This window comes from Pectobacterium jejuense (assembly GCF_026800125.1).
In the GTDB taxonomy this organism is placed as follows: Bacteria; Pseudomonadota; Gammaproteobacteria; order Enterobacterales; family Enterobacteriaceae; genus Pectobacterium; species Pectobacterium jejuense.
In genome coordinates this window covers 186,211-210,337 of the sequence record NZ_JAPQKX010000001.1, presented here as the reverse complement: position 1 = coordinate 210,337, position 24,127 = coordinate 186,211, and the positions used below count along the sequence as shown (strand labels likewise).

General features: G+C 55.9%; 22 protein-coding genes and 1 riboswitch. Of the genes, 7 read left to right on the top strand and 15 right to left on the bottom strand.

Going from position 1 to position 24,127, the window contains the following annotated elements; genetic code table 11:
* Window positions 1-105 precede the first annotated feature (105 nt).
* Window positions 106-777, top strand: coding sequence for an epoxyqueuosine reductase QueH (locus NXT09_RS00915; RefSeq protein WP_240585049.1), 672 nt, complete (start codon window positions 106-108; stop codon window positions 775-777).
* Window positions 778-825: 48 nt separating this feature from the next.
* On the opposite strand, the gene NXT09_RS00910 is transcribed toward NXT09_RS00915, so the two are convergent.
* Window positions 826-2,421 (bottom strand): ABC transporter substrate-binding protein, encoded by a 1,596-nt coding sequence (locus tag NXT09_RS00910; RefSeq protein ID WP_268578540.1) that lies wholly within the window; start codon window positions 2,419-2,421, stop codon window positions 826-828.
* Between the two features lie 193 nt (window positions 2,422-2,614).
* On the opposite strand from NXT09_RS00910, the gene pepT reads away from it, so the two are divergent.
* Window positions 2,615-3,844: a peptidase T gene (gene pepT / locus NXT09_RS00905; RefSeq protein ID WP_268578539.1), complete on the top strand. Its 1,230-nt coding sequence runs from the start codon at window positions 2,615-2,617 to the stop codon at window positions 3,842-3,844.
* A gap of 81 nt (window positions 3,845-3,925) precedes the next feature.
* Here the strand turns inward: pepT and NXT09_RS00900 are convergent, their stop codons facing one another.
* Window positions 3,926-4,798, bottom strand: a complete 873-nt coding sequence (locus NXT09_RS00900) for a helix-turn-helix domain-containing protein (protein WP_268578538.1) — start codon at window positions 4,796-4,798, stop codon at window positions 3,926-3,928.
* A gap of 115 nt (window positions 4,799-4,913) precedes the next feature.
* On the opposite strand from NXT09_RS00900, the gene NXT09_RS00895 reads away from it, so the two are divergent.
* A complete protein-coding gene (locus NXT09_RS00895; protein ID WP_268578537.1) occupies window positions 4,914-5,813 on the top strand; it encodes a DMT family transporter in 900 nt (299 codons plus the stop codon).
* A gap of 38 nt (window positions 5,814-5,851) precedes the next feature.
* Here NXT09_RS00895 and rhlE read toward each other — a convergent pair whose 3' ends face one another.
* The 7 genes from rhlE to NXT09_RS00860 form a co-directional block, all read right to left on the bottom strand.
* Window positions 5,852-7,264, bottom strand: a complete 1,413-nt coding sequence (gene rhlE, locus NXT09_RS00890; protein WP_268578536.1) for an ATP-dependent RNA helicase RhlE — start codon at window positions 7,262-7,264, stop codon at window positions 5,852-5,854.
* A gap of 296 nt (window positions 7,265-7,560) precedes the next feature.
* On the bottom strand, window positions 7,561-8,370 hold the full coding sequence (locus tag NXT09_RS00885; RefSeq protein ID WP_268578535.1) for an IucA/IucC family C-terminal-domain containing protein: 810 nt from the start codon (window positions 8,368-8,370) through the stop codon (window positions 7,561-7,563).
* Complete coding sequence (locus NXT09_RS00880; protein ID WP_240585043.1) at window positions 8,360-9,211, bottom strand: ABC transporter ATP-binding protein; 852 nt, start codon at window positions 9,209-9,211, stop codon at window positions 8,360-8,362. Before NXT09_RS00880 ends, NXT09_RS00885 begins: the two co-directional genes overlap by 11 nt.
* Window positions 9,212-9,223: 12 nt before the next feature.
* Entirely contained in the window at window positions 9,224-10,255 is a 1,032-nt protein-coding gene (locus NXT09_RS00875) for a FecCD family ABC transporter permease (protein ID WP_268578534.1), read from the bottom strand.
* Complete coding sequence (locus NXT09_RS00870) at window positions 10,248-11,237, bottom strand: FecCD family ABC transporter permease (protein WP_174871350.1); 990 nt, start codon at window positions 11,235-11,237, stop codon at window positions 10,248-10,250. The genes NXT09_RS00875 and NXT09_RS00870 overlap by 8 nt, the downstream gene beginning before the upstream one ends.
* Entirely contained in the window at window positions 11,234-12,253 is a 1,020-nt protein-coding gene (locus NXT09_RS00865; RefSeq protein WP_268578533.1) for an ABC transporter substrate-binding protein, read from the bottom strand. Before NXT09_RS00865 ends, NXT09_RS00870 begins: the two co-directional genes overlap by 4 nt.
* A complete protein-coding gene (locus NXT09_RS00860) occupies window positions 12,243-14,348 on the bottom strand; it encodes a TonB-dependent receptor (protein WP_268578532.1) in 2,106 nt (701 codons plus the stop codon). The genes NXT09_RS00865 and NXT09_RS00860 overlap by 11 nt, the downstream gene beginning before the upstream one ends.
* A 553-nt stretch (window positions 14,349-14,901) precedes the next feature.
* On the opposite strand from NXT09_RS00860, the gene hlyD reads away from it, so the two are divergent.
* From hlyD to NXT09_RS00840, 4 genes are read left to right on the top strand one after another with little or no spacing between them, the layout of a single operon-like run.
* A complete protein-coding gene (gene hlyD / locus NXT09_RS00855) occupies window positions 14,902-15,930 on the top strand; it encodes a secretion protein HlyD (RefSeq protein WP_268578531.1) in 1,029 nt (342 codons plus the stop codon).
* On the top strand, window positions 15,923-17,665 hold the full coding sequence (locus NXT09_RS00850) for an ATP-binding cassette domain-containing protein (RefSeq protein WP_268578530.1): 1,743 nt from the start codon (window positions 15,923-15,925) through the stop codon (window positions 17,663-17,665). The genes hlyD and NXT09_RS00850 overlap by 8 nt, the downstream gene beginning before the upstream one ends.
* The gene (locus NXT09_RS00845) at window positions 17,658-18,833 is read left to right on the top strand and encodes an ABC transporter permease (protein WP_268578529.1); all 1,176 of its coding nucleotides are present in this window, start codon (window positions 17,658-17,660) and stop codon (window positions 18,831-18,833) included. Before NXT09_RS00850 ends, NXT09_RS00845 begins: the two co-directional genes overlap by 8 nt.
* 9 nt (window positions 18,834-18,842) lie before the next feature.
* Window positions 18,843-19,979 carry an ABC transporter permease gene (locus tag NXT09_RS00840; RefSeq protein ID WP_268578528.1) on the top strand — a complete coding sequence of 379 codons (1,137 nt, stop codon included), beginning with the start codon at window positions 18,843-18,845 and terminating at the stop codon, window positions 19,977-19,979.
* Window positions 19,980-20,301: 322 nt separating this feature from the next.
* Here NXT09_RS00840 and NXT09_RS00835 read toward each other — a convergent pair whose 3' ends face one another.
* The 6 genes from NXT09_RS00835 to moaA all read right to left on the bottom strand — a co-directional run bounded on the left by NXT09_RS00835 (window position 20,302) and on the right by moaA (window position 23,873).
* Window positions 20,302-21,009, bottom strand: coding sequence for a Bax inhibitor-1/YccA family protein (locus NXT09_RS00835; RefSeq protein ID WP_095699095.1), 708 nt, complete (start codon window positions 21,007-21,009; stop codon window positions 20,302-20,304).
* A 111-nt stretch (window positions 21,010-21,120) separates the two neighbouring features.
* The gene (gene moaE / locus NXT09_RS00830) at window positions 21,121-21,573 is read right to left on the bottom strand and encodes a molybdopterin synthase catalytic subunit MoaE (RefSeq protein ID WP_268578527.1); all 453 of its coding nucleotides are present in this window, start codon (window positions 21,571-21,573) and stop codon (window positions 21,121-21,123) included.
* Window positions 21,574-21,575: 2 nt separating this feature from the next.
* Window positions 21,576-21,821: a molybdopterin synthase sulfur carrier subunit gene (moaD, locus tag NXT09_RS00825; RefSeq protein WP_268578526.1), complete on the bottom strand. Its 246-nt coding sequence runs from the start codon at window positions 21,819-21,821 to the stop codon at window positions 21,576-21,578.
* Window positions 21,818-22,312 carry a cyclic pyranopterin monophosphate synthase MoaC gene (gene moaC / locus NXT09_RS00820; protein ID WP_240585033.1) on the bottom strand — a complete coding sequence of 165 codons (495 nt, stop codon included), beginning with the start codon at window positions 22,310-22,312 and terminating at the stop codon, window positions 21,818-21,820. The genes moaD and moaC overlap by 4 nt, the downstream gene beginning before the upstream one ends.
* Window positions 22,313-22,330: 18 nt before the next feature.
* Window positions 22,331-22,849, bottom strand: a complete 519-nt coding sequence (gene moaB, locus NXT09_RS00815) for a molybdenum cofactor biosynthesis protein B (RefSeq protein WP_268578525.1) — start codon at window positions 22,847-22,849, stop codon at window positions 22,331-22,333.
* 34 nt (window positions 22,850-22,883) lie between these two features.
* Entirely contained in the window at window positions 22,884-23,873 is a 990-nt protein-coding gene (moaA, locus tag NXT09_RS00810; protein ID WP_205551063.1) for a GTP 3',8-cyclase MoaA, read from the bottom strand.
* Window positions 23,861-24,009: riboswitch (molybdenum cofactor riboswitch) on the bottom strand. Its footprint overlaps the gene before it by 13 nt.
* Between the last annotated feature and the right edge of the window lie 118 nt (window positions 24,010-24,127).

The window sequence follows — 24,127 nt, the reverse complement described above, 5'->3', positions numbered from 1 at the left end:
TTGCCTCTTGTGAACATATCATCAATAATTCGTGACGAACTTGTGCCGACACCGTCCTTACGGACCACAACGAAGTGACCATTTCTTATGTCGAATGTCAAAACTATGCAGAACGTCAAAACCGCTGCACTGCAACGTCCACAGCTTTCTCTGCCGAATGATGCCGACAAGCTGTTGCTGCACTCCTGCTGCGCGCCCTGCTCTGGTGAAGTCATGGAAGCCATCACCGCTTCTGGCATCGATTACACCATTTTCTTTTATAACCCCAATATCCACCCGCAGCGCGAATACCTGATCCGCAAAGAGGAAAACATCCGTTTCGCCGAACAGCATAACGTGCCTTTCATCGATGCGGATTACGATACGGATAACTGGTTTGAACGCGCCAAAGGCATGGAGTGGGAACCGGAACGCGGCATTCGCTGCACCATGTGCTTTGATATGCGCTTCGAGCGCACGGCGCTGTACGCCGCAGAAAACGGCTTTAGCGTCATTTCCAGCTCATTGGGGATTTCCCGCTGGAAAAACATGCAGCAGATTAACGAATGTGGTCAGAACGCCGCGCAGAAATATCCCGGCATCACCTACTGGGATTACAACTGGCGCAAAGGCGGCGGCTCATCGCGCATGATCGAAATCAGCAAACGCGAACGTTTCTATCAACAGGAGTATTGCGGCTGCATTTATTCTCTGCGCGATTCCAATAAGCATCGCAAATCACAGGGGCGCGATATTATCCGCATCGGTAAGCTGTATTACGGTGATGAAACCGAGTAACCGCATCACACCAGAGTCTGGCACAGCGCGTACCAGACTCTCTGCATCTTATTTCTTCACGTCTACCTGATAGAAAATATGCTTACCGAACGGGTCAACCTCATATCCGGTCACTTCCTTACGTACGGGTTCAAAGATGGTGGAATGCGCAATCATGACGGCCGGTGCCTGATCGTGCATCATCTGCTGCGCCTGCTTGTACAGGGCAATACGCTGCTCGTGATCCTGTGAAGCGCGTGCTTCGATAATGAGTTTATCAAACGGCGCATAACACCATTTTGCCGAGTTGGATCCGCCGTTGGCCGCCGTACAGGTAAAGAGCGGTCCGAAGAAGTTATCAGGATCGCCCGTTGCCGTTGTCCAGCCCATCAGTGCCGCCTGATGCTCACCGCCTTTCACTCTTTTCAGGTATTCGCCCCACTCGAAGGTGACAATTTTGGCCTGCACGCCGACTTTCGCCCAGTCCGCCTGAATCATCTCCGACATGCGGCGGGCGTTCGGGTTATACGGACGTTGCACTGGCATCGCCCACAGTTCGATAGCGGTGCCCTCCGCCAAACCGGCTTCTTTCAGTAACGCCTTCGCCTTCTCAGGATCGTAGTCATAATCTTTCAGGTCGCTATCGGCACTCCAGACACCCGGCGGCAGCAGGTTTTTCGCCGCCGTTCCGGTCCCCTGGAAAACGGCTTCGATAATCGCCGGCTTGTTAATCGCCATCGTTAACGCCTGCCGTACTTTCACATTATCCGTTGGTGCTTTCTGAGTATTGAACGACAGGAAACCGGTGTTCAGTCCGGCCTTTTGCATCAGCACGATGTCCTTGTTTTCTTTCATGCGCGGCAGGTCGGCGGGATTAGGGAACGGCATCACCTGACACTCATTCTTCTCCAGCTTGGCATACCGCACAGAGGCATCCGGTGTGATGGTGAAAATCAGCCGATCCAGCTTGGCCTTGCCTTCCCAATAGTCGGGGAACGCTTTAAACAGGATACGAGAATCCTTCTGATATTGCGCTAATTCAAACGGTCCGGTGCCAATCGGCTCCATGTCCACGCGCTCCGGCGTCCCGGCTTTAAGCATCGCATCGGCATATTCCGCAGAGAGAATAGACGCGAAGTACCAGGCTAAATCGGCCAGAAACGGCGCTTCCGCATGGGAGAGCGTAAAGCGCACCGTGTGGTCATCCACTTTCTCGATGCTCTGAATCAGCGAGCCAAAGGACAAGCTCTCAAAATTGGCATAGGTCCCTTTCGAGACGCTGTGGTAAGGGTGCTGCGGATCTTTTTGCCGCATGAAGGAGAAAATAACGTCGTCGGCGGTAAAATCGCGCGAAGGTTTGAAGTATTTATTGCTCTGGAATTTCACACCTTTGCGCAAATGGAAGGTATAGACGCGCCCATCGGCGCTAATGTCCCAACGCTCTGCCAGACTCGGCACCAGTTCCGTGGTGCCCACCTTGAAATCCACCAGACGGTTATAAATCGGCACGGCGCTGGCATCCACGCTGGTGCCGGAGGTGTAAAGCTGCGGGTTAAAGTTTTCCGGCGATCCTTCAGAGCAGTACACCAGCGTATTCGCCGAAGCCGCTGAGGCGACCGCCAGCGTCAACGCTGCCAGAGTCAATAGTATTCCTGCTTTTTTCATTCCAGTCCTCGCTTGTTGTGTTATTCGTGTCCCATTTAGTGTTATTCGTGTCCCATTTAGTGCGTTTGCTTTCTGACGTCCCCTGCCTGAAAGAGAAAGCCATGACAATAAAATGACAAATAAAACCACCGAATGAAATAATTTCTACGTTAGGATAACTGTCATAGCTATTACTGAATAAAAAGGATTCGTTATGACAGACCGTTTAGCTCAGCAGCTCAGCACGCGTTTTTACCGTTACCTCGCCGTCACCAGCCAAAGCGATGCCCGTTCGACAACATTGCCTAGCACACCGGAACAGCATGACATGGCGCGATTGCTGGCGGACGAGCTGCGCGCGCTGGGCCTACAGGATGTGGTGATTGATGAGCATGCCACCGTGACGGCCGTGAAGCCGGGCAACTGTCCGTCCGCACCGCGCATCGGTTTTATTACTCATATCGATACGGTTGACGTTGGTCTGTCGCCGCATATTCGCCCGCAAACGCTGCGCTTTACCGGTGAAGACCTGTGTCTGAATGCCGAACAGGACATCTGGCTGCGCACGGCGGAACACCCGGAAATTCTACCGTATGTTGGGCAGGACATTATTTTTAGCGACGGCACCAGCGTACTCGGCGCGGACAACAAATCTGCCGTTACCGTGGTCATGACGCTGATGGAGAACCTGACTGACGCGACGCCGCACGGCGATATCGTGGTCGCCTTCGTGCCGGATGAAGAGATTGGGCTGCGTGGGGCGAAAGCGCTCGATCTTAAACGCTTCGATGTTGATTTTGCCTACACCATCGACTGTTGCGAGCTGGGTGAAGTGGTGTATGAGAACTTCAATGCGGCTTCCGCGGAAATTCGCTTTACCGGTGTGCCAGCGCACCCGATGTCGGCGAAAGGCGTGCTGGTTAACCCGTTGCTCATGGCACATGACTTTATCAGCCAGTTCGATCGCCAGCAGACGCCGGAGCACACGGAAGGACGCGAGGGCTATGTCTGGTTTAACGATCTGACGGCGAACGCCAATGAGGCGAAGCTCAAAGCGTCTATCCGCGATTTTGATTTAGCTACGTTTGAACAGCGGAAGCAGCAGATTGCCGCAATCGCAGAGAAGATTGCCGCGCAGTATCCGACTGGCAACGTGACCTACACCCTCACCGATATCTACAGCAATATCAGCAACGCCATCACCGACGATCGCCGTGCTATCGACCTGCTGTTTGCCGCACTGGACACGCTGGGCATTGAACCCAAAGTGACACCGATGCGTGGCGGCACGGACGGCGCCGCGCTGTCTGCCAAAGGATTGCTCACGCCGAACTTCTTTACCGGTGCACACAATTTCCACTCGCGCTTTGAGTTTCTTCCTGTGCCATCGTTTGTGAAATCGTATGAAGTGGCATTGAATTTATGCCTGCTGGCGGCGAAGTAATCGCGTCCAGAAAAACGTGAGGCGGACACTTGTCCGCCTCAACAACGCCTCACTGACTGTTTACCCATCTACTTTTCCGGTCTACTTCTGCGCCAGCCGCAGCGCCGATGGCGTCAAACCATATTCCTTTTTAAATTGGTGGCTCAGGTGGCTAGCTGAGCTGAACCCGCAGGCCAGCGCAATGTCCGTAATCGACAACGTACCCTGTCGCACGAGCGCCTCCGCACGGGCCAACCGCTGTTTCAGAACATACTGATGCGGTGCCATGCCCACACTCTGGCGAAACATGCGTGCAAAGTGAAACTCGCTAAGCCCCGCTTCCGCCGCCAGCGTCTGTAACGTCAGCGGCTGATCGAGATGTGCCTCAATTTGCATCTTACTGCGCCGCAGTACAGCAGGTGCCAGCCCGCCGCGCACCGTCGGCAGTTCCCACTGCAATTGGGTGTAGCCACGCAGCACCTGAATCATCAACAGCGTTGCGGCGCTACTCAGCACAAGCTGATTCGCCGAGTCGTCCCAGCGGTTGCTGAGCAGAAATTGCCGATACAGCGAGGTAATCAGCGGATCGCTACCAAATATCCGTTCTTCCGTGCAGATCGACGCCGGGCTGCGATCCCAGGTTTGCTCGGCCAGCTGCCGCAGGTGCGTATCGTCAAAATACAGATGCACAAACTCGAGGTCGCCACGGATGTCCCAGGTCGATGTACTCTGTTTCGGCATCAGGCAGAAACGATCCGGCCCGCCGCCGTTATGCCAGCCGTCCGCCGTTTTATGATAGCTCTCATAGCCATCCGCAATATAAAGGCTAAGCGTATGGTGTTCGGTGTTTTCCATCGTGACGCGGTCATGGCGGTTAAACCAGGAGGCCAGCCGTACGCCGGACGTCAGCTCAACGGTGTCGCGCAGCTCGGTTTTATGATGCAGCATGGTATCGAACGCTTTATAACGATGCATTGCTGCCTCCGTTTTTCATTTAACCGCAAGATTCTGTTATTCACCGCAAGGGGCTGAAAGCCCGCGACAAACGCACGCGCCATACTGCCGTCATGCACTCATGCGGAATCACTCAATGAATATCTTACTCTATTTTTCTGTCGTCCTGATTTGGGGCACGACCTGGATCGCGATTAGCCTGCAACACGGTGAAGTCACTGCCGAAGTCTCCGTGTTCTGGCGCTTTGCGCTGGCATCGGCCATCCTGCTGACGTTTCTGGCCCTGACACGTCGCCTGCGTCCGCTTTCGTCACGCGCTCATCTGCTGTGTATGGTACAAGGGCTATGCGTATTCGGCGTCAACTTTCTCTGTTTTTATCACGCCATCGCCTGGATTTCGAGCGGATTGGAATCCATCATTTTTTCGATGGCGGTACTGTTTAATGCCTTTAATAGCCGTATTTTCTTCGGCCAGCCGTTAACACGCAACGTGGCGATCGCCACACCGCTCGGGCTGATCGGCATCGTCGCGCTGTTCTGGCATGACCTGATGCAAATCGATGCTCAGCCCTATCTGCTGTGGGGCGTGGGATTGAGCATTCTGGGCACCTACTGCTTCTCACTTGGCAATATGATTAGCGCTCAGCACCAGCGACAGGGCCGCGACATACTGACGACCAACGGCTGGGGCATGGGATATGGCGCACTGTGGATGGGGCTGTTCAGCCTGATTCAGGGGTATAGCTTCGCACCGGAGTACAGCGCCAGCTATCTGGGTTCCCTGTTCTATCTGGCTATCTTTGGTTCCGTCATCGGCTTCGGTGCCTACTTCAGCCTGATCGGTCGCATCGGTGCCAGTCAGGCAGCGTATACCACGCTGCTCTTTCCGCTGGTGGCACTGTCGATTTCGACACTATTTGAAGATTACCAGTGGCGGCCCAACGCGCTTATCGGCCTGCTGCTGATTCTGGCGGGCAACGCGGCAATGTTCTATCGCCCACGCCGTCTGGCCGCACAGCCTGCCACGGTGAAATAACGCGATAAAAAAGGGAGCCGCTGGGCTCCCTATCGATTTTACTTGTCCGCTGGCTTACTGCGGTTTTGCGGACGCGGCGCGCGGCGTTGGCCTTCGCCACTGCCCTTACCGCTATTGCCTTTATTCCCACCCCACGGGCTGTCGCTATTACCGCCCGCTTTACGCGGCTGGCGATTGCCATCGGCCGGACGACGTTCGGACTGACCGCGTGGTGCGCCAGACGGTGCGCGAGGAGATGCGTTACGCGCACCACCGCCGCCACGGTTGCCCTGACGACCATTCACAATCGGCTCGGCTTTGATGGACGGATCCGGCTCGTAGCCTTCGATAGCGATACGCGGAATCTCACGCTTCAACAGACGCTCGATGTCGCGCAGCAGTTTGTGCTCATCCACACAGACCAGCGACAGCGCTTCGCCCGTTGCTTCCGCACGGCCGGTACGACCGATACGGTGAACGTAATCTTCCGGCACGTTTGGCAGTTCATAGTTCACCACGTGCGGCAGTTGGTCGATATCCAGACCACGCGCGGCGATATCTGTCGCCACCAGCACGCGAATGCTGCCATCTTTGAAATTCGCCAGTGCACGAGTACGCGCCCCCTGACTTTTATTGCCGTGGATAGCGGCAGCGGTAATACCGTCTTTTTCCAGCAGCTCAGCGAGATGGTTAGCGCCGTGCTTGGTGCGGGTAAATACCAGCACCTGCTGCCAGTTATTTTCACCAATCAGCTGCGACAGCAGTTCACGCTTGCGGCGCTTATCAACAAAATGCACGTGCTGCGTAACCAGTTCAGACGGCGTATTACGACGCACGACTTCAACCGAGGCGGGGTTAGTCAGCAGCTTGTTCGCCAGCGCTTTGATCTCATCAGAGAAGGTCGCCGAGAACAGCAGGTTTTGACGCTTAGCAGGCAGCTTCGCCAGCACACGGCGAATATCGTGAATGAAGCCCATATCCAGCATACGGTCCGCTTCATCCAGCACCAGAATTTCAACCTGTGACAGGTCAACGGCACGCTGATGCTCCAGATCGAGCAGACGCCCCGGCGTTGCCACCAGAATATCTACGCCACCGCGCAGTTTCATCATCTGTGGGTTAATGCTCACCCCACCGAATACGACCAGTGAACGCAGGTTCAGATACTTGCTGTACGCCTTCACATTTTCATCAATCTGCGCAGCCAACTCACGGGTTGGCGTCAGGATCAGCGCGCGTACCGGACGGCGACCTTTCCCTTTATGCTGCGCTTCACGGCTGGTCAGCAATTGTAATAACGGCAGCGTAAAGCCCGCTGTTTTACCCGTACCGGTTTGTGCGCTGGCCATTAAATCGCGCCCTTCCAGCACGACAGGAATCGCCTGACGCTGAACAGGAGTAGGATCGCGATAACCCTGCTCGTCAATCGCGCGCAGAATATCGGCACTCAGGCCGAGAGAATCAAATGACATAAAAAGAACAACTCCAGATCCGCTCTGACCGGACAGCAGCCGGTGTAGTTTTCAGAGGGTCAGTAAGACGGGTTTGCTGGGCCACTATTTACGTAACAACTCACGTAACACTTCACGTAACAACGACATACGCAACAACCACGGTGAACGAGCACAACTACGGTGCATGACTGCCGACGATTGTAGCAGAGATTCTGAGCACTAAGGGATTTTTATCTGTATCAGCCGGTTTTTGTATGGCGAGCTTCCTGCCCGCCACCCTACGGGCCGTCGCAAGCGACGTTGAAAAACGTTCCCTACGTTTTTCTAGCGGGGCGCAGTAATGGGCAGTTTTGGCAGTATTCCTGCGGCTGTGACGCCTTGTAATAAAAACAGCAGGTGCGGCGAAAGCGCACGTCACGAAAGCTCACCGAGCGCCCCGCGACGGGAACCCGCGTTTTCGCACGAAAGAACGGTTTCAGCGGATTATCATCACAGCCAAAACGTTCGCCGGGCGCAGCCAGCAAGGCGTCAAAGTCCTGCTGCACCTGCTGTTCCAGCGTCATTCCCGGCGAGCACTCCGCCGCCGGATCGTCCCACTCAATACGCTGTTCGTATAACGAGAACACCCGCACCGCGACGTTTTCCCACAGAATACGCAGCGGCGCGCCCGACACCGCCGACAGCGTATGCAGGATCGGCGACAGGTGTTGAGCAAACAGCGTATCGAACAGGCTATCGCGCCACGCGTCCCGTTGCCCCAGTTCCGGCAGGGAGACAGTGAGATCGTACAGCGGCATAGTCGATGTCCACAGGCGAGCGTGTCCGAATTCCAACACGCAGTTATCCAGCGTCATGTTCAGCCCTTTGTTATACACCGACATGGCGTACAGGCTGGCGGCCGTGGTTAAGAAGCCAATCCGCTTCGCCAGCAGCGAAGCGGTAATCTTGATTGATGGCGACAGCAGCGGCGGCGTCAGCGTTTCCAGCAGCCAGCGGCAATACTCAGGATCCAACACCCTACGGCTCGGGCAACTCTCCTGCCCTGCGCGCTGTGCGGCATCCGTTAATTGCAGCGTGCCGGAGAGCATCGCCCACTGCGGTGCGGTCAGGCGGTTAGCCGACATCGGCCGCGCGCTCCGACGCTTCACGTCCAAACGGAATACACAGTGGCGTGCCGAAGAACGGATCGTCAATGATGCGACAGTTCAGGTTAAACACCGTCTTTACCGTGGCTTCCGTGAGAATATCGCGCGGGTTGCCCTGCGCAAATACCGTCCGATTATGGACGGCCACCATGTGATGTGCGTAGCGACACGCCAGATTCAGATCATGCAGCACCATAACGATGGTCTTGTGCTGCTGCGCGTTCAGTTCCCGCAACAAATCCAGCACCTCCATCTGATGCGCCAGATCGAGATAGGTCGTCGGTTCATCCAGCAGGACGATGTCGGTATCCTGCGCCAGCGTCATCGCGATCCAGACGCGCTGGCGCTGTCCGCCAGATAGCGAATCCACCGCGCGATCCTTTAATGCCAACACGCCGGTACTGCGCAACGCCTGAAGCACTTTCTCTTCATCCGTTGCCGACCACTGCCTCAACCACGACTGATGCGGGTAGCGCCCCATCTTCACCAGTTGATAGACCGTCAGGCCTTCCGGCGCGGTCGGCGTTTGCGGAAGAATCGCTAGCGACTTCGCCACCTCAACGGTGGATTGCCGATGGATATCCGCTCCGTTGACGATAATCGTCCCGCTCGTGGGTTTCAGCAGACGGGCAAACGACTTCAATAGCGTGCTCTTGCCGCAGCCGTTACTGCCCACCAGCACCGAAATCTTCTGAGCGGGCAGCGTGATATCCAGCGCATCAATCACGACCTGCTTTTCGTAACTCAACGTCAGCGACTGGCTGGCAATCGCCTCTCGGTTAGTGTGGGGGATGCGTGTTGGCTGCACATTCTCTGGCATAATCTTACAATCTCAATAACGTTGCCGAAGCAATAAATAGATAAAGAAAGGCGTCCCGAGCACGGAGATAAAAATGCCGGCCGGCAGATCCAGCGGTAAGAACGCCGTGCGGCCAATCAAATCGGCCACCATCACCAGTAATCCGCCCGTCAGCGCCGACACCAGCGCCAGTCCAGGGAATGAGCGACTCGCCAGCTTTTTCGCAATATGCGGGGCCAGCAGGCCGACAAACGCCATCGCGCCCGCATAGGCAATCGCCGCCCCTGCCAGCGCGACGCTCAGCGTCAGCAGCGCCAGCCGGATGCGCCCGACAGATTGCCCAACGCCGCAGGCCAGCGCGTCATCCAGCTCATGCACGTTAACGTGCCGCGCGAGCCCCACCAGAAACGGCGCGCCAAGCAGCAGCCAGCCCGCCAGCGCAGACACATGCTGCCACTGCGCGCCATAAATACTACCCGTCAGCCACACATAGGCCGTCAGCGTGGTGCCTATCGGGCTAAACACCAGCATCATCGTCACCGCCGCACCCATAATGGCGGACAGCCCAACGCCAACCAGCACCAGCCGCAACGGCGATGCGCCCTGCTTCCAGGCCAGCAGATAAATAGCAATAGCCGTCACCCACGCCCCGCCCATTGCCGCCAGCGGTAGCCAACGCTGGCTTATCGCCGTCGCCAGAAACGAGAGGAAGAACACCGCCGCCGCCGATGCCCCGCTGGTAATCCCCAGAATATCCGGCGAGGCCAGCGGATTGCGCACAATGCTTTGCAGAATCAGGCCGGATATCGCCAGCGCGCCGCCCACTAACAGCGCCAGCAACGCACGCGGCAAACGCAGGTCGTTGACGATAAAGTGCACACCGCTGTCTGCTTTTCCCTGCAGCGCTGACATCACCTGTGCGGGAGACAACACCACCTGTCCTAATGACAGCGACAGGAACACGACGGCTAACAGCACCAGCAGGAGCGACAACGCCACCGCAGACGTACGGCGATCAATCTGGCGCGAGACCCTTCCCACGCGCACGGTATACACCTTAGCCATGCCGCATTCCCCTTCTCGCCAGATAAATGAAGAAGGGCGCGCCCAGCAGCGCGGTCATTGCCCCGACCGGCACTTCCTGCGGCACGATCAGCAGACGCGAGGCGACATCAGCCAACAGCAACAACGTGGCACCGAAAATAGCGCAGCCGGGCAACAGCCAGCGGTGATCGGCAGACAGCACGCGACGCACAATATGCGGCACAATCAGCCCGACAAAACCGATATTTCCGGCTATCGCCACCGCACCGCCCGCCAGCCCGATCACGCACAGCCCGGATAGCGCACGCACCAGCGCGGTTCGCTGCCCCAGCCCTTTGGCGATCTCGTCACCCGCCACCAGAATATTCAGATGACGTGCCAGCAGCAGCGCGAGGAATAGCGCGATAACAAAGTACGGCAGGAGCGGTAACAGCATCGACAGGCTGCGCCCGGACACCGAACCAGCCAGCCAGAACAACATACTGTCCAGCCCGTCCTGATTGATCACCAGCAACGCCTGCGTAAACGAAATAAACAGCGCGCTAATGGCGGCACCGGCCAGCACAATGCGTAAGTGGCTGGAACGGGCGTTGCCCAGCGTTCCCAACACATACACCATGACGCCAGCCACAGCGGCACCCAGATAGGCCGTCCACGCCAGCGCGATCTGCGAGGAAAAGGTAAACAGGGAAGACAGCAGGACGATGGCAAACATGGCGCCGGCGTTAATGCCGAATATCCCCGGCGACGCCAGCGGGTTACGCGTCAACGCCTGCATTAACGCCCCGGCGACGGCAAGACTGGCACCGACGACGATAGCAATCACCGTCCGCGACAGGCGGGTAGTCAGCACCAGTATGTGATCGATCTGCTGCGGATCGTAATGGAACAGTGAATTGAACACGGCCCCCAACGAAATGGTGGTTTGCCCCAGCATCAGGCTGGCGACGATACTCAGCAGCAGCAATACGACGCCCGCTGCCGTCACGATGCCCTGTCTCATCGCGTAGGGTTCTCCTCTGCGATATCGCTTTTTTGACCGGCAGATTCGGCCTTGCCAGCAAACTGCCGTTCGATATCGTCCAGCATATTATTCGCTCCCAAGATCCCGCCAGACAGGCTCCAGGCCACGTTGTCCACCGGATAAACCTGTTGCTGCTGGGGCGCATGCAGCCGCTGCCAGAGCGGATGCGCCTGCCAGTCGCGATAGTTCTGCGCCACCGCAGGCTTGTCTGAACGCATCAGAACAAAGAACAGATCGGCATCCACCACCGGAATGCTCTCTTTGCTCGTGAGCTTTTGCATCACGCCTGACGTGTAGCTTTCCGGCCGCGACCAGACAAAGCCGATTTCCGACAGCACCGATCCGGCAAAGCTGGCGGGCAGATAGCTGCGCATGTGATCTTCACGGAATTCGAGAATAGACACGCGGAGCGGCCAGCGTTCGCCGAACCGGGCTTTCAACCGGTCACGCAGCGCATCCACGCGCCGATCCCAGTGGGCTAAAATCTCGTTCGCTTTCTCTTCCCTGTTCAGCGCCACACCCATCATCTGTACCGTTTCTTTAAATTCAGACACCCTGTCTAGCGCAATCGTCGGTGCAATCTGCGATAGCAGGCCGTAGATTTTCTCATGCCGAAACGTAGACGCCACGATGAGGTCAGGCTTGAGTAGCGCGATGGTTTCCAGACTGGGCTGCGTTTCCAGCCCGACCAGCGTTACGCCCTGCAAGGCGGGACGCAAGTAACGATAAGTCGGCTTCTCCGTCCACGATTCCACCACGCCAATCGGCTTGATTCCCAGCGCCACGGCAGAGTCCGTCGCGCCCTGAAACAGCGTCACGATGCGCAGCGGCGTCCCAGCCACGTTAGTCACACCGAGCGCATGCCGAATCTGACGCGGGGACTCCGCCGCCTGCACTAATGTCACCAGCAGAAAAGACAACAACACGGCCAGCGTAAAACGCTGCCGTGTTGCTGAACTGAGGACGGAATTAAATCGGTTAAGCTTAGAAATCAATCGAATAACCCAGCGTCACCGTACGACCACGCCCGGAGAAATAGCGCGTGTTGTTAACAAGCCCCGCCTGCGAATAGTAGGTGATGTACTGTTTATCCAGCAGGTTCGCCACCGCAACGTTGAGGCGACCATACGGCAGCTTGTACCCCACGGCAGCATCCATCAACAGGTAACCGTCAAACGCCATACCTGCATCGTCAAAGCTGCGGCCAAAGGCATAATTCGCCTGCACGAATGAACTCCATTGGTCGTTCCAGTTCGCGGACCAGCTGGTAATCAGGCGATCCGGCGCGATATTCAGGCCGTTAAGTTTTTTGTCCACTTTGCCATCTTTATTACTGTCATACTTACCTTCACTGTGCGCATAGGAAGCATTCACTTTGTGGCGTTCATTGATCTGATAGCCCGCTTTGACTTCGAAGCCTTGAATACGTGTTTTTTCACGCACGGAGACAAAGTTATCACCTCGAGCCTCTACACGGTCGCCCATTTTAGCGTTGGACTGATAATAGTTGGCCTCAAAATCAAAGCGATCTTTTTTAACCCGGAATCCCGTTTCCACGTTATTGGTGACAATCGGTTGCAGGTCAGTAAAGTCGCTCAGGCTAACGCCTGGATTGTCTATAGCACGCAGCACACGCCCTACTTCCGGCATCCCGAAACCTTCGGAATAACTGGCAAACAGATCGACTGAGTCGGTAATGGAATACACCGCACCAGCGTTATAAAGCGTTTCGTTAAACTTCAACGATCCGCCTTCGACAGCTACGCGGTTATTCGCTGCCACAGCCTGAAAACTGTCTACTTTTAGCTTCGTGGCTTCGTGGCGTACGCCACCATGCAGCACCAGATTATCCAATAATTGATATTCACCCTGAATAAACGGTGAGTAGCTGGTGTATTCCATCTCCGGCACATAGGTACGCTTGGTCAGATAGAGATCCTGTTTCCCCTTATCGTACAGGGTATCGAAACCGACTGTGACTTTCAGCGTATCATCCAGCAGATCGTCTTTGGTCAACGCCAGCTTGGTTCCGTACTTATTGGCTACTGAGCGAGATTGATCGTAAAGCGTTTTGTCTGGAGCAATCGTCGTATCCTGAAAAGAGGATGAATTCGTCGCACCAAATAATGCTTCATAACGCTGGTTAAAAAGCAGTGCGGACAGTTTCATTCCTGCCAGATCGTGATGTTCGTAGGTTAACCCTGAAGTCCAGATACTGTTATTCGGTGCCTCACCCGGTGGTGTGCCGCGTACCGACGTCGTCGGAATACCTTGTGTACGAATACCATCTACGCTGAGGTAGTTATTCTCGCCTTTGATGTGGTACCGGTTCACGCTCAGTTGAATGCGCTGATAGTCATCCAGCCAGTAGCCGACTTTCGCTAACAGGTCGTAAGAGCGGGAGTCCATGGTATCGCCCTGCGTATTATCCACGCCGACGGGTCGGTTGTTGCCATCCAGATACAACCCTTGATTCTCATAGCCAATTGAGAACAGATAATCGAGATAGTCCTCACGTCCATCAACCCGATAGGTGGTTTTATAGCTGGCGGTTTCACCGCGAATCTTTTCCGTCGGGATCGTGGTCTGTACGTTGACGTGCTGATTAAATGAACCGTTTTCCGGTCGACGGGTGATGATATTAATCACTCCACCCAATGCGCCCAACCCGTTAGTGGCACTGGCGCCATGAATTACCTCTACACGTTCAACCATCGAAAAATCGATAGTGTGCATCTCACGACCGGTCGGACGCAGCGGGTTAGATTGTGGAATGCCGTCGATCATCACCAGCGGCGCACGGCCGCGGAAGGTTTCACCGCTGCCGCTCATTTTCTGACGGCTGGGGGAGAACGAAGGCAGCAGGTTGCTGAGAATTTGTGACGAGTCGGAGGTGACCTGCATCTGCTGCTCGATTTGCTCTTTGGTAATCACCGTGACCACCTGCGGCGCTTTCTGCTGCTGGATATTCGAGCGTGAGGCGGTAATCACCATCTCATCACCGCTCGCCTCATCCTTTTTGGTCGTGTCATCCTGTGCATACGCCGGAGCAATCAGCACGCATGGCATCAATGCGAGTAAAGTGCGCATCTGGTTCACTGTCCTTCCCCTTTGGTTATGTATCCAACCGTCAATAAACGTCACCGCCTGTGGCGAGGTGCTTACCTGAAAACAGGCACGTCGTCGCAGACAAAAAAATGCCAAAATGCTTCGTCTCACGCGAAACATCTTGGCGGGTGATGATCCGTTCAGGCATTGAACACAGGTTTTTTCACTCTGTACGCCGTGTCAGTGCTGTCAGATCACTATGTCAGTACCAATACATATGTAATTGCTAATAACAATTATTATCATTCAATGAAATAAATTACAATTCTTTCTAATTCCTGCCATTTCTTTAACAAAATAAAGGCGTTACGCCAGATATGGGCGGAATTACGTGCGAACTGTAGCCGGATGCAATGCATTTTTGTGAACTCGATCACACCAAATCACCATCAACCCTTGTAACTCGTCATATGATTAATCATTTCCAGAAGTTAGAAACGACCTGCCCTCTTAACGGCCTGCGGGATCGCTACCGCTGCCAAGATCACCGCTGACAAACCAGGAACTATTCTTGATAAACAAGGAATTATGCGTGATGAACAAGAGAAAACTGGCGTTCGCCGCCCTCGTTCTTGTCCTGCTCGGTGCGGGTTATGGCCTTTATCACCACCAGCAACAGCAGGAAAAACCGTTAACGCTCTACGGCAATGTGGATATCCGCACCGTCAATCTGGCTTTCCGCGTCGGAGGCAGAGTGGCCGAGCTGAACGTTGATGAGGGCGATGCCGTGCAGGCGGGCCAGTCGCTGGCAACGCTGGACGCCGCGCCTTATCTGAACGCACAGAATCAGGCACAGGCGAACCTCGCCAGCGCGCAGGCACAGCTTCAACTTTCGCAGGAAGGCTACCGACAGGAAGAGATCGCGCAGGTGCGATCTCAGGTTGCACAGAGTCAGGCGGCTTATGATTACGCCAACAGCTTCTACCAGCGTCAGCAAGGGCTGTGGGACAAACGCGCAATTTCCGCCAACATGCTGGACGACGCCAGAACGTCACGTAATCAGGCGCTTGCAACACTACAGGCCGCGAAAGACAAGCTGAGCCAGTTCGAAAGCGGTAACCGACCGCAGGAAATTGCCGCTGCTCAGGCAGCAGTAGCACAGGCCGAAGCCGGACTGGCGCAGGCGGAGCTGAATAAACAGGATGCCGAACTGCTGGCACCGTCTCCCGGCGTGATTCTCACCCGCGCAGCCGAAAAAGGCAGCATGCTGGCGGCGGGCAGTACCGTTTTCACCCTTTCCCTCACTCGCCCGGTTTGGGTTCGCGCTTACGTGAGCGAGAAAGATCTCGGTCGCGTCGTGCCCGGTAGCCAGATGCTGATTTACACCGATGGCCGCCCCAATCAGCCCTATCGTGGCAAAGTCGGCTTTGTCTCGCCGAGTGCCGAATTCACACCGAAAAGCGTCGAAACGGAAGATCTCCGCACCGATTTGGTTTATCGCCTGCGCATCGTCGTTAACGATCCCGATGATGGCTTACGGCAAGGGATGCCAGTCACGCTGCGTTTTGAAGACGCACGCACGGAGGATGCCGATCGCGCTCAAGAGCCCGTTCGCCATGACTAATTCTCCCGCGCAGATCGCGCTGGACAGGCTGGAAAAACGCTTTGCCGGACAGGAGAAGCCCGCGCTCGCCAGCCTCACCGCCGAGATACACAGCGGTGCGGTTACCGGGCTGGTTGGCCCCGACGGCGCGGGTAAAACCACCCTGCTGCGCATGCTGGCGGGATTATTAACGCCCAGTAACGGAACACTGCGCGTGACGAATCTGGATCCCATCAAAGAAGATCGTCAGCTCCATGCCATTTTGGGCTACATGCCGCAAAAATTCGGCCTGTATGAAGACCTGACGGTGATGGAAAACCTGACGCTGTATGCCGACTTGCGTGGTATCACTGGCGAAGTGCGCAGAGAAACGTTCGAGCGCCTGCTGTCATTTACCGACCTGACCCGCTTTACCTACAGGCTGGCGGGCAAACTGTCCGGCGGCATGAAACAGAAGCTGGGGCTGGCCTGTACATTGCTGGGACAACCCAAAGTGCTCCTGCTGGATGAGCCGGGTGTGGGTGTCGACCCGATCTCTCGCCGCGAACTGTGGCACATGGTGCATGAACTGGCCGACGACGGCATGTTGATCCTGTGGAGCACGTCTTACCTCGATGAAGCGGAGCAATGCCGGGATGTGCTGCTACTGAACGAAGGGGAACTGTTGTATCGCGGTGCGCCGCGCGATCTGACCGCCCGCATGGCCGGACGCTGCATTCTGATTGATACCGGAACGCGCCGACATCGGGATGTGTTACAGGAAGCGCTGCGTCTGCCACAGGTCAGCGACGGCGTGATTCAGGGGCAGTACGTCAGGCTGATGCTAAAACCCGATGCGGATCGAACATCGCTGCTCTCCGCCTTGCATCTGGAAGCAGGCAGCCTGCACGACACCGATCCACGCTTTGAAGATGCCTTTATCGACCTGCTGGGCGGCGGCCCAGCCAGTGATTCATCGCTGGCGAGCATCATGCCGCAGATTGACGTTAGCGGCGGTGAAACGGTGATTGAAGCCCAAGCGCTAACGAAAAAATTTGGTGATTTCGCTGCCACCGATCACGTCAGTTTTCAGGTGAAGCGAGGAGAAATCTTCGGACTGCTCGGCCCGAACGGCGCGGGAAAATCGACCACCTTCAAGATGATGTGCGGCCTGCTGGTACCGACTGACGGTAAAGCGCTGGTGCTCGACATGGATTTGAAAACCAGCTCCGGCAAAGCGCGCCAGCATTTGGGCTACATGGCGCAGAAGTTCTCGCTCTACGGCAACCTGACCGTCGAACAGAACCTGCGTTTTTTCTCCGGCGTCTATGGACTCAAGGGCAAGGCGCAGCGCGATAAAATGGCCGGAATGACCGACGCCTTTAACTTTCAGCCCATTTACCACCAAACGCCGGACGCCCTGCCCCTAGGGTTCAAGCAGCGGCTGGCGCTAGCCTGTGCGCTGATGCACGAACCCGACATTCTGTTTCTCGACGAACCGACCTCCGGCGTCGATCCGCTGACACGGCGCGAGTTCTGGATACATATCAACGGCATGGTCAACCGTGGCGTCACGGTGATGGTCACCACGCACTTCATGGACGAAGCCGAATACTGCGATCGCATCGGGCTGGTGTACCGCGGCAAGCTGATCGCCAGCGGCACGCCGGACGAACTGAAGCATCAGGCGGCCAGCACACAGACGCCATCACCGACGATGGAGGAAGCATTTATTGCGCTGATTCAGGCGTACGACGGGGAGGCGGAACATGGCTGAACAGAATAGGCCAGAGCAGGATAAAACGAGCCAGCATGGCAGCACGCATTTTTCCACGCGTCGCCTGCGGGCGCTGTGCCTGAAAGAGACGCGCCAAATCTTGCGCGATCCCAGTAGCGGGCTGATTGCGTTCGTCATTCCGCTGTTGCTGCTGTTTATCTTTGGCTACGGCATCAATCTGGATTCCAGCCGCCTGCATGTCGGTATCCTGATGGAACAGCAGAGTGAGGATGCGCGCGATCTGGCGAATACCTTCTCGGCGTCGCCGTTTATCGAGCCGACCATCAGCAATAATCGTCAATACCTGATCCAACAGATGCAGGCCGGCAGCATTCGCGGGCTGATCGTCATTCCTACTGACTTTGCCGAACGGCTGGCGCGGCCGGGCGATCGCGCGCCGATCCAGGTCATTACCGACGGTAGCGAACCCAACACGGCGAATTTTGTGCAGGGATACGCGGAAGGCATCTGGCTGCTGTGGCAACAACAGCGGGCGGAAGATCGCGGCGAAACCTTCGAGCAGCTTATCGAGGTGCAATCGCGCTACTGGTTTAATCCGGCCGCCATCAGCCAGCATTTCATCATTCCCGGCGCGATTACCATCATCATGACGGTGATTGGTGCGATCCTCACCTCGCTGGTGATTGCCCGTGAGTGGGAACGCGGGACGATGGAGGCACTGCTCTCTACGCAGGTCACCCGTGCCGAGCTGCTACTGTCCAAACTCATCCCGTATTACTTTCTTGGGATGATCGCCATGACGCTATGTATTCTGGTTTCCACCTTCATCATGCAGGTGCCCTATCGCGGTTCGCTGATTTTGCTGTTTGTCATCAGCAGCCTGTTTCTTGCCAGCACGCTAGGCATGGGGCTGCTGATCTCCACCCTCACCCGCAACCAGTTCAACGCCGCAATGGTGGCGCTGAATGCAGCATTTCTGCCAGCCATCATGCTGTCCGGCTTTATTTTTGAAATCGACAGCATGCCGGAATTTGTCCGCGGCGTGTCGTACATCATCCCGGCGCGCTATTTTGTCAGCACGCTGCAAACGCTGTTTCTCGCGGGGAATATCGGTACGGTGCTGATGACCAACCTGCTGTTTCTCATTCTCTCCGCGCTGGTCTTTATTGGCCTGACGGCCTGGCAAACCCGGCGCAGGCTGGATTAGGGAGCGATTATGCTGCATCGTCTGTGGACGTTGATTATTAAGGAGCTGCAATCGCTGCTGCGCGATCCGCAAACGCGCTCCATTCTGGTGCTGCCCGTTATCCTCCAGGTTTCGCTGTTTCCTTTCGCCGCAACGCTCGACGTGACCAATGCGACCATTGCGATTTACAGCGAAGACAGCGGCCCTCACGCGATAGAACTGACGCAGCGCTTTGCCAAGGCCAAGTCCTTTTCTCACGTGCTGATGCTGCATAACTCGCAGGATATTGCACCGACGCTGGATAATCAGCACGCGCTTCTGATCCTGCGCTTTCCGCCGCAGTTCTCGCGCGATATCGCCAGCGGGAACAGCACATCGCTCCAACTTATTCTGGACGGCAGACGCTCTAACAGCGCACAGATCGCCGCTAATGCCGTGCAGCACATCGTGCGGGACTATCAGTTGGCATTGCTGGCGGCCAGACCGGTTCAAAGCGGCGCGAATCAGAGCACGTCCAATCCAAACAACAGCGAGCTGGTGGTACGTCACTGGTATAACCCAAATCTGGACTACAAATGGTTTGTGGTGCCGTCGCTGATTGCCATGATTGCCACTATCGGCGTGCTGATTGTTACGGCGCTTTCCGTGGCACGCGAGCGGGAACAGGGTACGCTGGAACAGCTGCTGGTTTCACCGCTGTCCACCAGCCAGATATTTATTGGCAAAGCGGTACCCGCGCTGATTGTCGCCACGTTTCAGGCCACGATCGTGCTGCTGGCGGGCATACTGATTTTCCATATCCCTTTCGCCGGATCGCTACTGCTCTTTTACACCACGATGCTCATCTATGGCCTGTCGCTGGTCGGCTTCGGTCTGCTGATTTCCTCACTCTGCTCAACGCAGCAGCAGGCATTTATCGGCGTGTTCGTCTTCCTGATGCCCGCGATTCTGCTTTCCGGCTATGTGTCGCCGGTTGAGAACATGCCGATCTGGTTGCAGCATCTCACCTGGATTAACCCGATCCGCCACTTCACCGACATCACCAAGCAGATTTACCTCAAGGATGCAGATTTCAGCATTATCTGGGGCAGTTTATGGCCGCTGTTTATCATCACGCTGACCACAGGCTCAGCAGCCTACGCCATTTTCAGGCGGAATATCGCGTAATAGCGGGTAAGGGAAAAAGATGACCAAGTGGCGTAAAAAATTGTGCTGAGGTGGCGTGACCGCCGTGTGAGCGGCAGGACGCCGCGAAAGCCAGTGCCGCGTCGAGAACGCGTCACTGGCAGCACGAATAGCGATCACGATCGCCGAAGGCACCGCGTAGCGGCACAATTAGCGCCAAACAGCCATAGGTCAAGGAGCTGCGGCAGCTGAGCGCTCCTTGTCGGGCGTGTGATGAGTCACAAAAAACGCTATGTTTGACACGCCCGAAACCTTTGCACGGATTCACATAACGCAGTGAAGCCTTTAGATTACAGCCTTGCCCTTAACGACGATTACCGAAAATACGCAGCAGCATCAGGAACAGGTTGATGAAGTCGAGGTACAGGGTCAGCGCGCCCACGATGGAGTATTTACGGAAGCTGTCTTTGTCATCAACGGACAGTTGCTCGCCGATATTTTTCAGCTTCTGGGTGTCATAAGCGGTCAGACCGACAAACACCACAACACCTATATAGGTCACGGCCCACATCAGCGCTTCGCTTTTCAGCCACAGGTTCACCAGCGAGGCCAGCACAATCCCGATCAGCGCCATAAACAGCATGCTGCCGAAGCCGCTCAAATCACGCTTCGTGGTGTAGCCATAAAGGCTCATCGCCCCGAACATCCCCGCCGTAATAACGAAGGTGCTGGCGATGGATTCACCGGAGTACATGATGAAAATGCTGGAGAGCGTCAGCCCCGTCAGCGCGGAATAGAGCATAAACAGCGACGTGGCGACCGTACCGCTCAGGCGCTGTACCATGCCGGAAATCACGAAGACCAGCCCCAGTTGGGCAATGATCAGACCGAAGAACGTGATCTGGCTGGAGAAAACAAAATTCAGTACGGCGGGCGTATTCGCCGCATACCAGGAGACGAACGCCGTCAACAGCAGGCCGCAGGTCATCCAGCCATAAACCTGTGCCATATAGGCCTGGAGACCCGTCTGCGAGCGTTCAACAATCGAACCCGAGCGTGGATATCTGTCCATGATGTTACCTTTGCATAAAGTTATCTGATTAACGCGGCGCGAACCGCCCGTTTGAGGATCGAGACGACATATTCTCTCCCCACCATCCTTTTATCCTAACACAGAAATGGACTACCAGCGTTGTGCGGCCTGCTTATCACTGTCGCGTGATTCCACCCAGCGTTCACCTTCCGGCGTCGCTTCCCGCTTCCAGAATGGCGCGCGAGTTTTCAGGTAATCCATAATAAATTGGGCGGCATCAAACGCTGCGCTGCGGTGAGCAGCACTGACACCAACGAACACAATTTCATCGCCCGGATAGAGGGCGCCCACCCGATGAATCACGCTCACACGCGGCAGTTCCCAGCGCTCGCGAGCCAGTTCAACAATCTCTGCCAGCGCCTTTTCCGTCATGCCGGGGTAATGTTCCAGCGTCAATGCACTGACGTCTTTCGCCAGATTGTGATTACGCACCTTACCGGTGAACGTCACCACTGCGCCGTCTTCATCACACTGCGCCAGCCACTGATATTCATCCCCTACGATGAAGTTCTCTTCGCCAACCCGAATACGCGTCTCTGCCACGATCAACCTCCCGTTACCGGTGGGAAAAACGCCACTTCATCGCCGTCCTGTAACGGGTGCGTTAGCTCAACCAGCGACTGATTCACCGCAGCCAGCAATTTGCCCGACTCCAGCGCTAGCGCCCAGCGTGCACCGCGTTGGCACAGCGACTGTCGGACATCTTCTACGGTGGCATACTCGGCAGGCAGCGACAGGCTGTCTGTCTCGATCAGTTCACGAACTTGTGCAAAAAACAGAACCTTAATCATGATCCCTCCGCCGTAAAGTCGCCGGATTTGCCGCCGCTTTTCGCCAGCAGGCGCACCGGACCTATCACCATGTCTTTCTGCACGGCCTTGCACATGTCATAGATAGTCAGCGCAGCGACGGAGGCCGCCGTCAGCGCTTCCATCTCCACGCCGGTTTTCCCTGTTAAACGACACACGGACTCGATACGAACCCGATTGTGCTCCGGCTGTGCTTCCAGCTCGACAGCAACTTTGCTCAGCAACAGCGGATGACAAAGCGGAATCAGTTCCCAGGTGCGTTTCGCCGCCTGAATCCCAGCGATGCGCGCAGTGGCAAACACATCGCCCTTGTGGTGGCTGCCGGCAATAATCATCGCCAGCGTCTGCGGTGCCATTTCAACGAAGGCTTCCGCGCGGGCTTCGCGCACGGTTTCAGCTTTGGCGGACACATCCACCATCGCGGCTTCGCCAGCGGCGTTAATGTGGGTCAATTGTGGGTTAGATGATGACATAGTGAATAAGGCTTACCGTTAAGAGGATTTTTTCAAGTGCGGGTAAAAATTGCATGGCTTCTGGCGCGCATCCAACTGTTCCTGAATGATGCGTTCCCATGCGGTGCGACAGGCACGAGTCGACCCCGGCATGGCGAAAATCACCGTCTGGTTAGCCAGACCTGCAAGCGCACGGGATTGCAGCGTCGCCGTACCAATATCTTCATACGACACCATGCGAAACAGCTCGCCGAAGCCTTCAATTTCGCGGTCGAACAAAACGCCAATGGCTTCCGGCACCACGTCCCCTGCGGTAAAGCCCGTCCCACCATTAATCAAAATGCCCTGCACCTTGTCGTTGGCAATCCACGCCGAGATCTGCGCCCGAATCTGGTACAGGTTCTCTTTCACGATGGCGCTGTCAACGATGTGATGCCCCGCAGACTGCGACGCTTCGCGCAGATAGTCGCCGGAGGTGTCATCTTCCGCCGTACGGCGTTCGGAAACGGTCAGAACCGCAAGATTGAGAGAAACAAATTCGCTGCTGACTTTGCTCATGTCAGGCTCCTTTAAGAATCAGTGATGTCGCGGATTAACCGCCGATAAATGACAGGTTTTGCGTGATGCCGCTATTCCCTTCATGCAGGAAATGGGTCTGCTTTTTCGCCGACAGCCCGCCCGAGATACGCATTTTCAAATCATCGAGGTGACGATCGTCAGCCAGTAAATCGCGCAGCGGAATACCCTGTTCGCCAAAGAGGCACAGGTGAAGATTCCCCACGGCAGAAACCCGCAGACGGTTGCAGCTCAGGCAGAAATCTTTCTCATACGGCATAATCAGCCCGATTTCGCCCTGATAGTCAGGATGGCTAAAGACCTGTGCCGGGCCGTCGCTGCGTGCGCGTTGCTGCTGCTGCCAGCCTTGCTGCAACAGTTGCTGGCGGATCACCTCGCCGGAAACGTGATGACGGCGGAACATATCGCCCCCTTCCCCTGTTTCCATCAACTCAATAAAGCGTAGTTGAATCGGGCGGTGTTTAATCCAGTCGAGAAAGGTTTGCAGGCTGCCCGCGTTCACATCCCGCATCAGCACAGTGTTAACTTTGACCTTAGCAAAGCCACAGTCAAAGGCGGCGTCGATGCCGTCCATCACCTGCCGGAATTTGTCCTGCCCGGTAATCGCGTGAAACTGGCGCGCATCCAGACTGTCCACGCTCACGTTCAGCGCCGTTAGCCCTGCATCGCGCCACTGTGCGGCATCCCGCGCAAGGCGATAGCCGTTGGTGGTGACCGCCAGCGTACGAATCGCCGGGTTTTCACGAATGGCTGCGATGATATCGACAAAGTCGCGGCGCAGAGACGGTTCGCCACCAGTGAGGCGGACTTTTTCCGTCCCTAATTCGGCAAAGGCGCGGCTGACGCGACGAATTTCATCGAGTGATAAAAAGCGATGTGGATTAGTACCATTGGCCTGATAACCATCCGGCAGACAGTAGGTACAGCGAAAATTGCAGACGTCTGTGATAGACAGACGCAAATAGTAGAACTTGCGCGCAAACGCATCAGTCAGTTGACTCACCATAAACACCTTTCCAAATACGGGAGATGCAGGCATTTCTGCCTCGCACCCTGGTGACCGCGAAGGCCACGGCCAGGGCACCGTATCACGCGCAATCAGCGCATCACTTAGGCACCAAGGCTAGGAGTTTGATTCCTATCAGTTTCCGTTAAACCGCAGCGAGATAACCGATCAAGAATCGTGATTTCATTAAGCAGTCTACTGCGAAAAAGCACAGTCAACCACTCTCAAAAACGGTATATAATTAAATATATAGC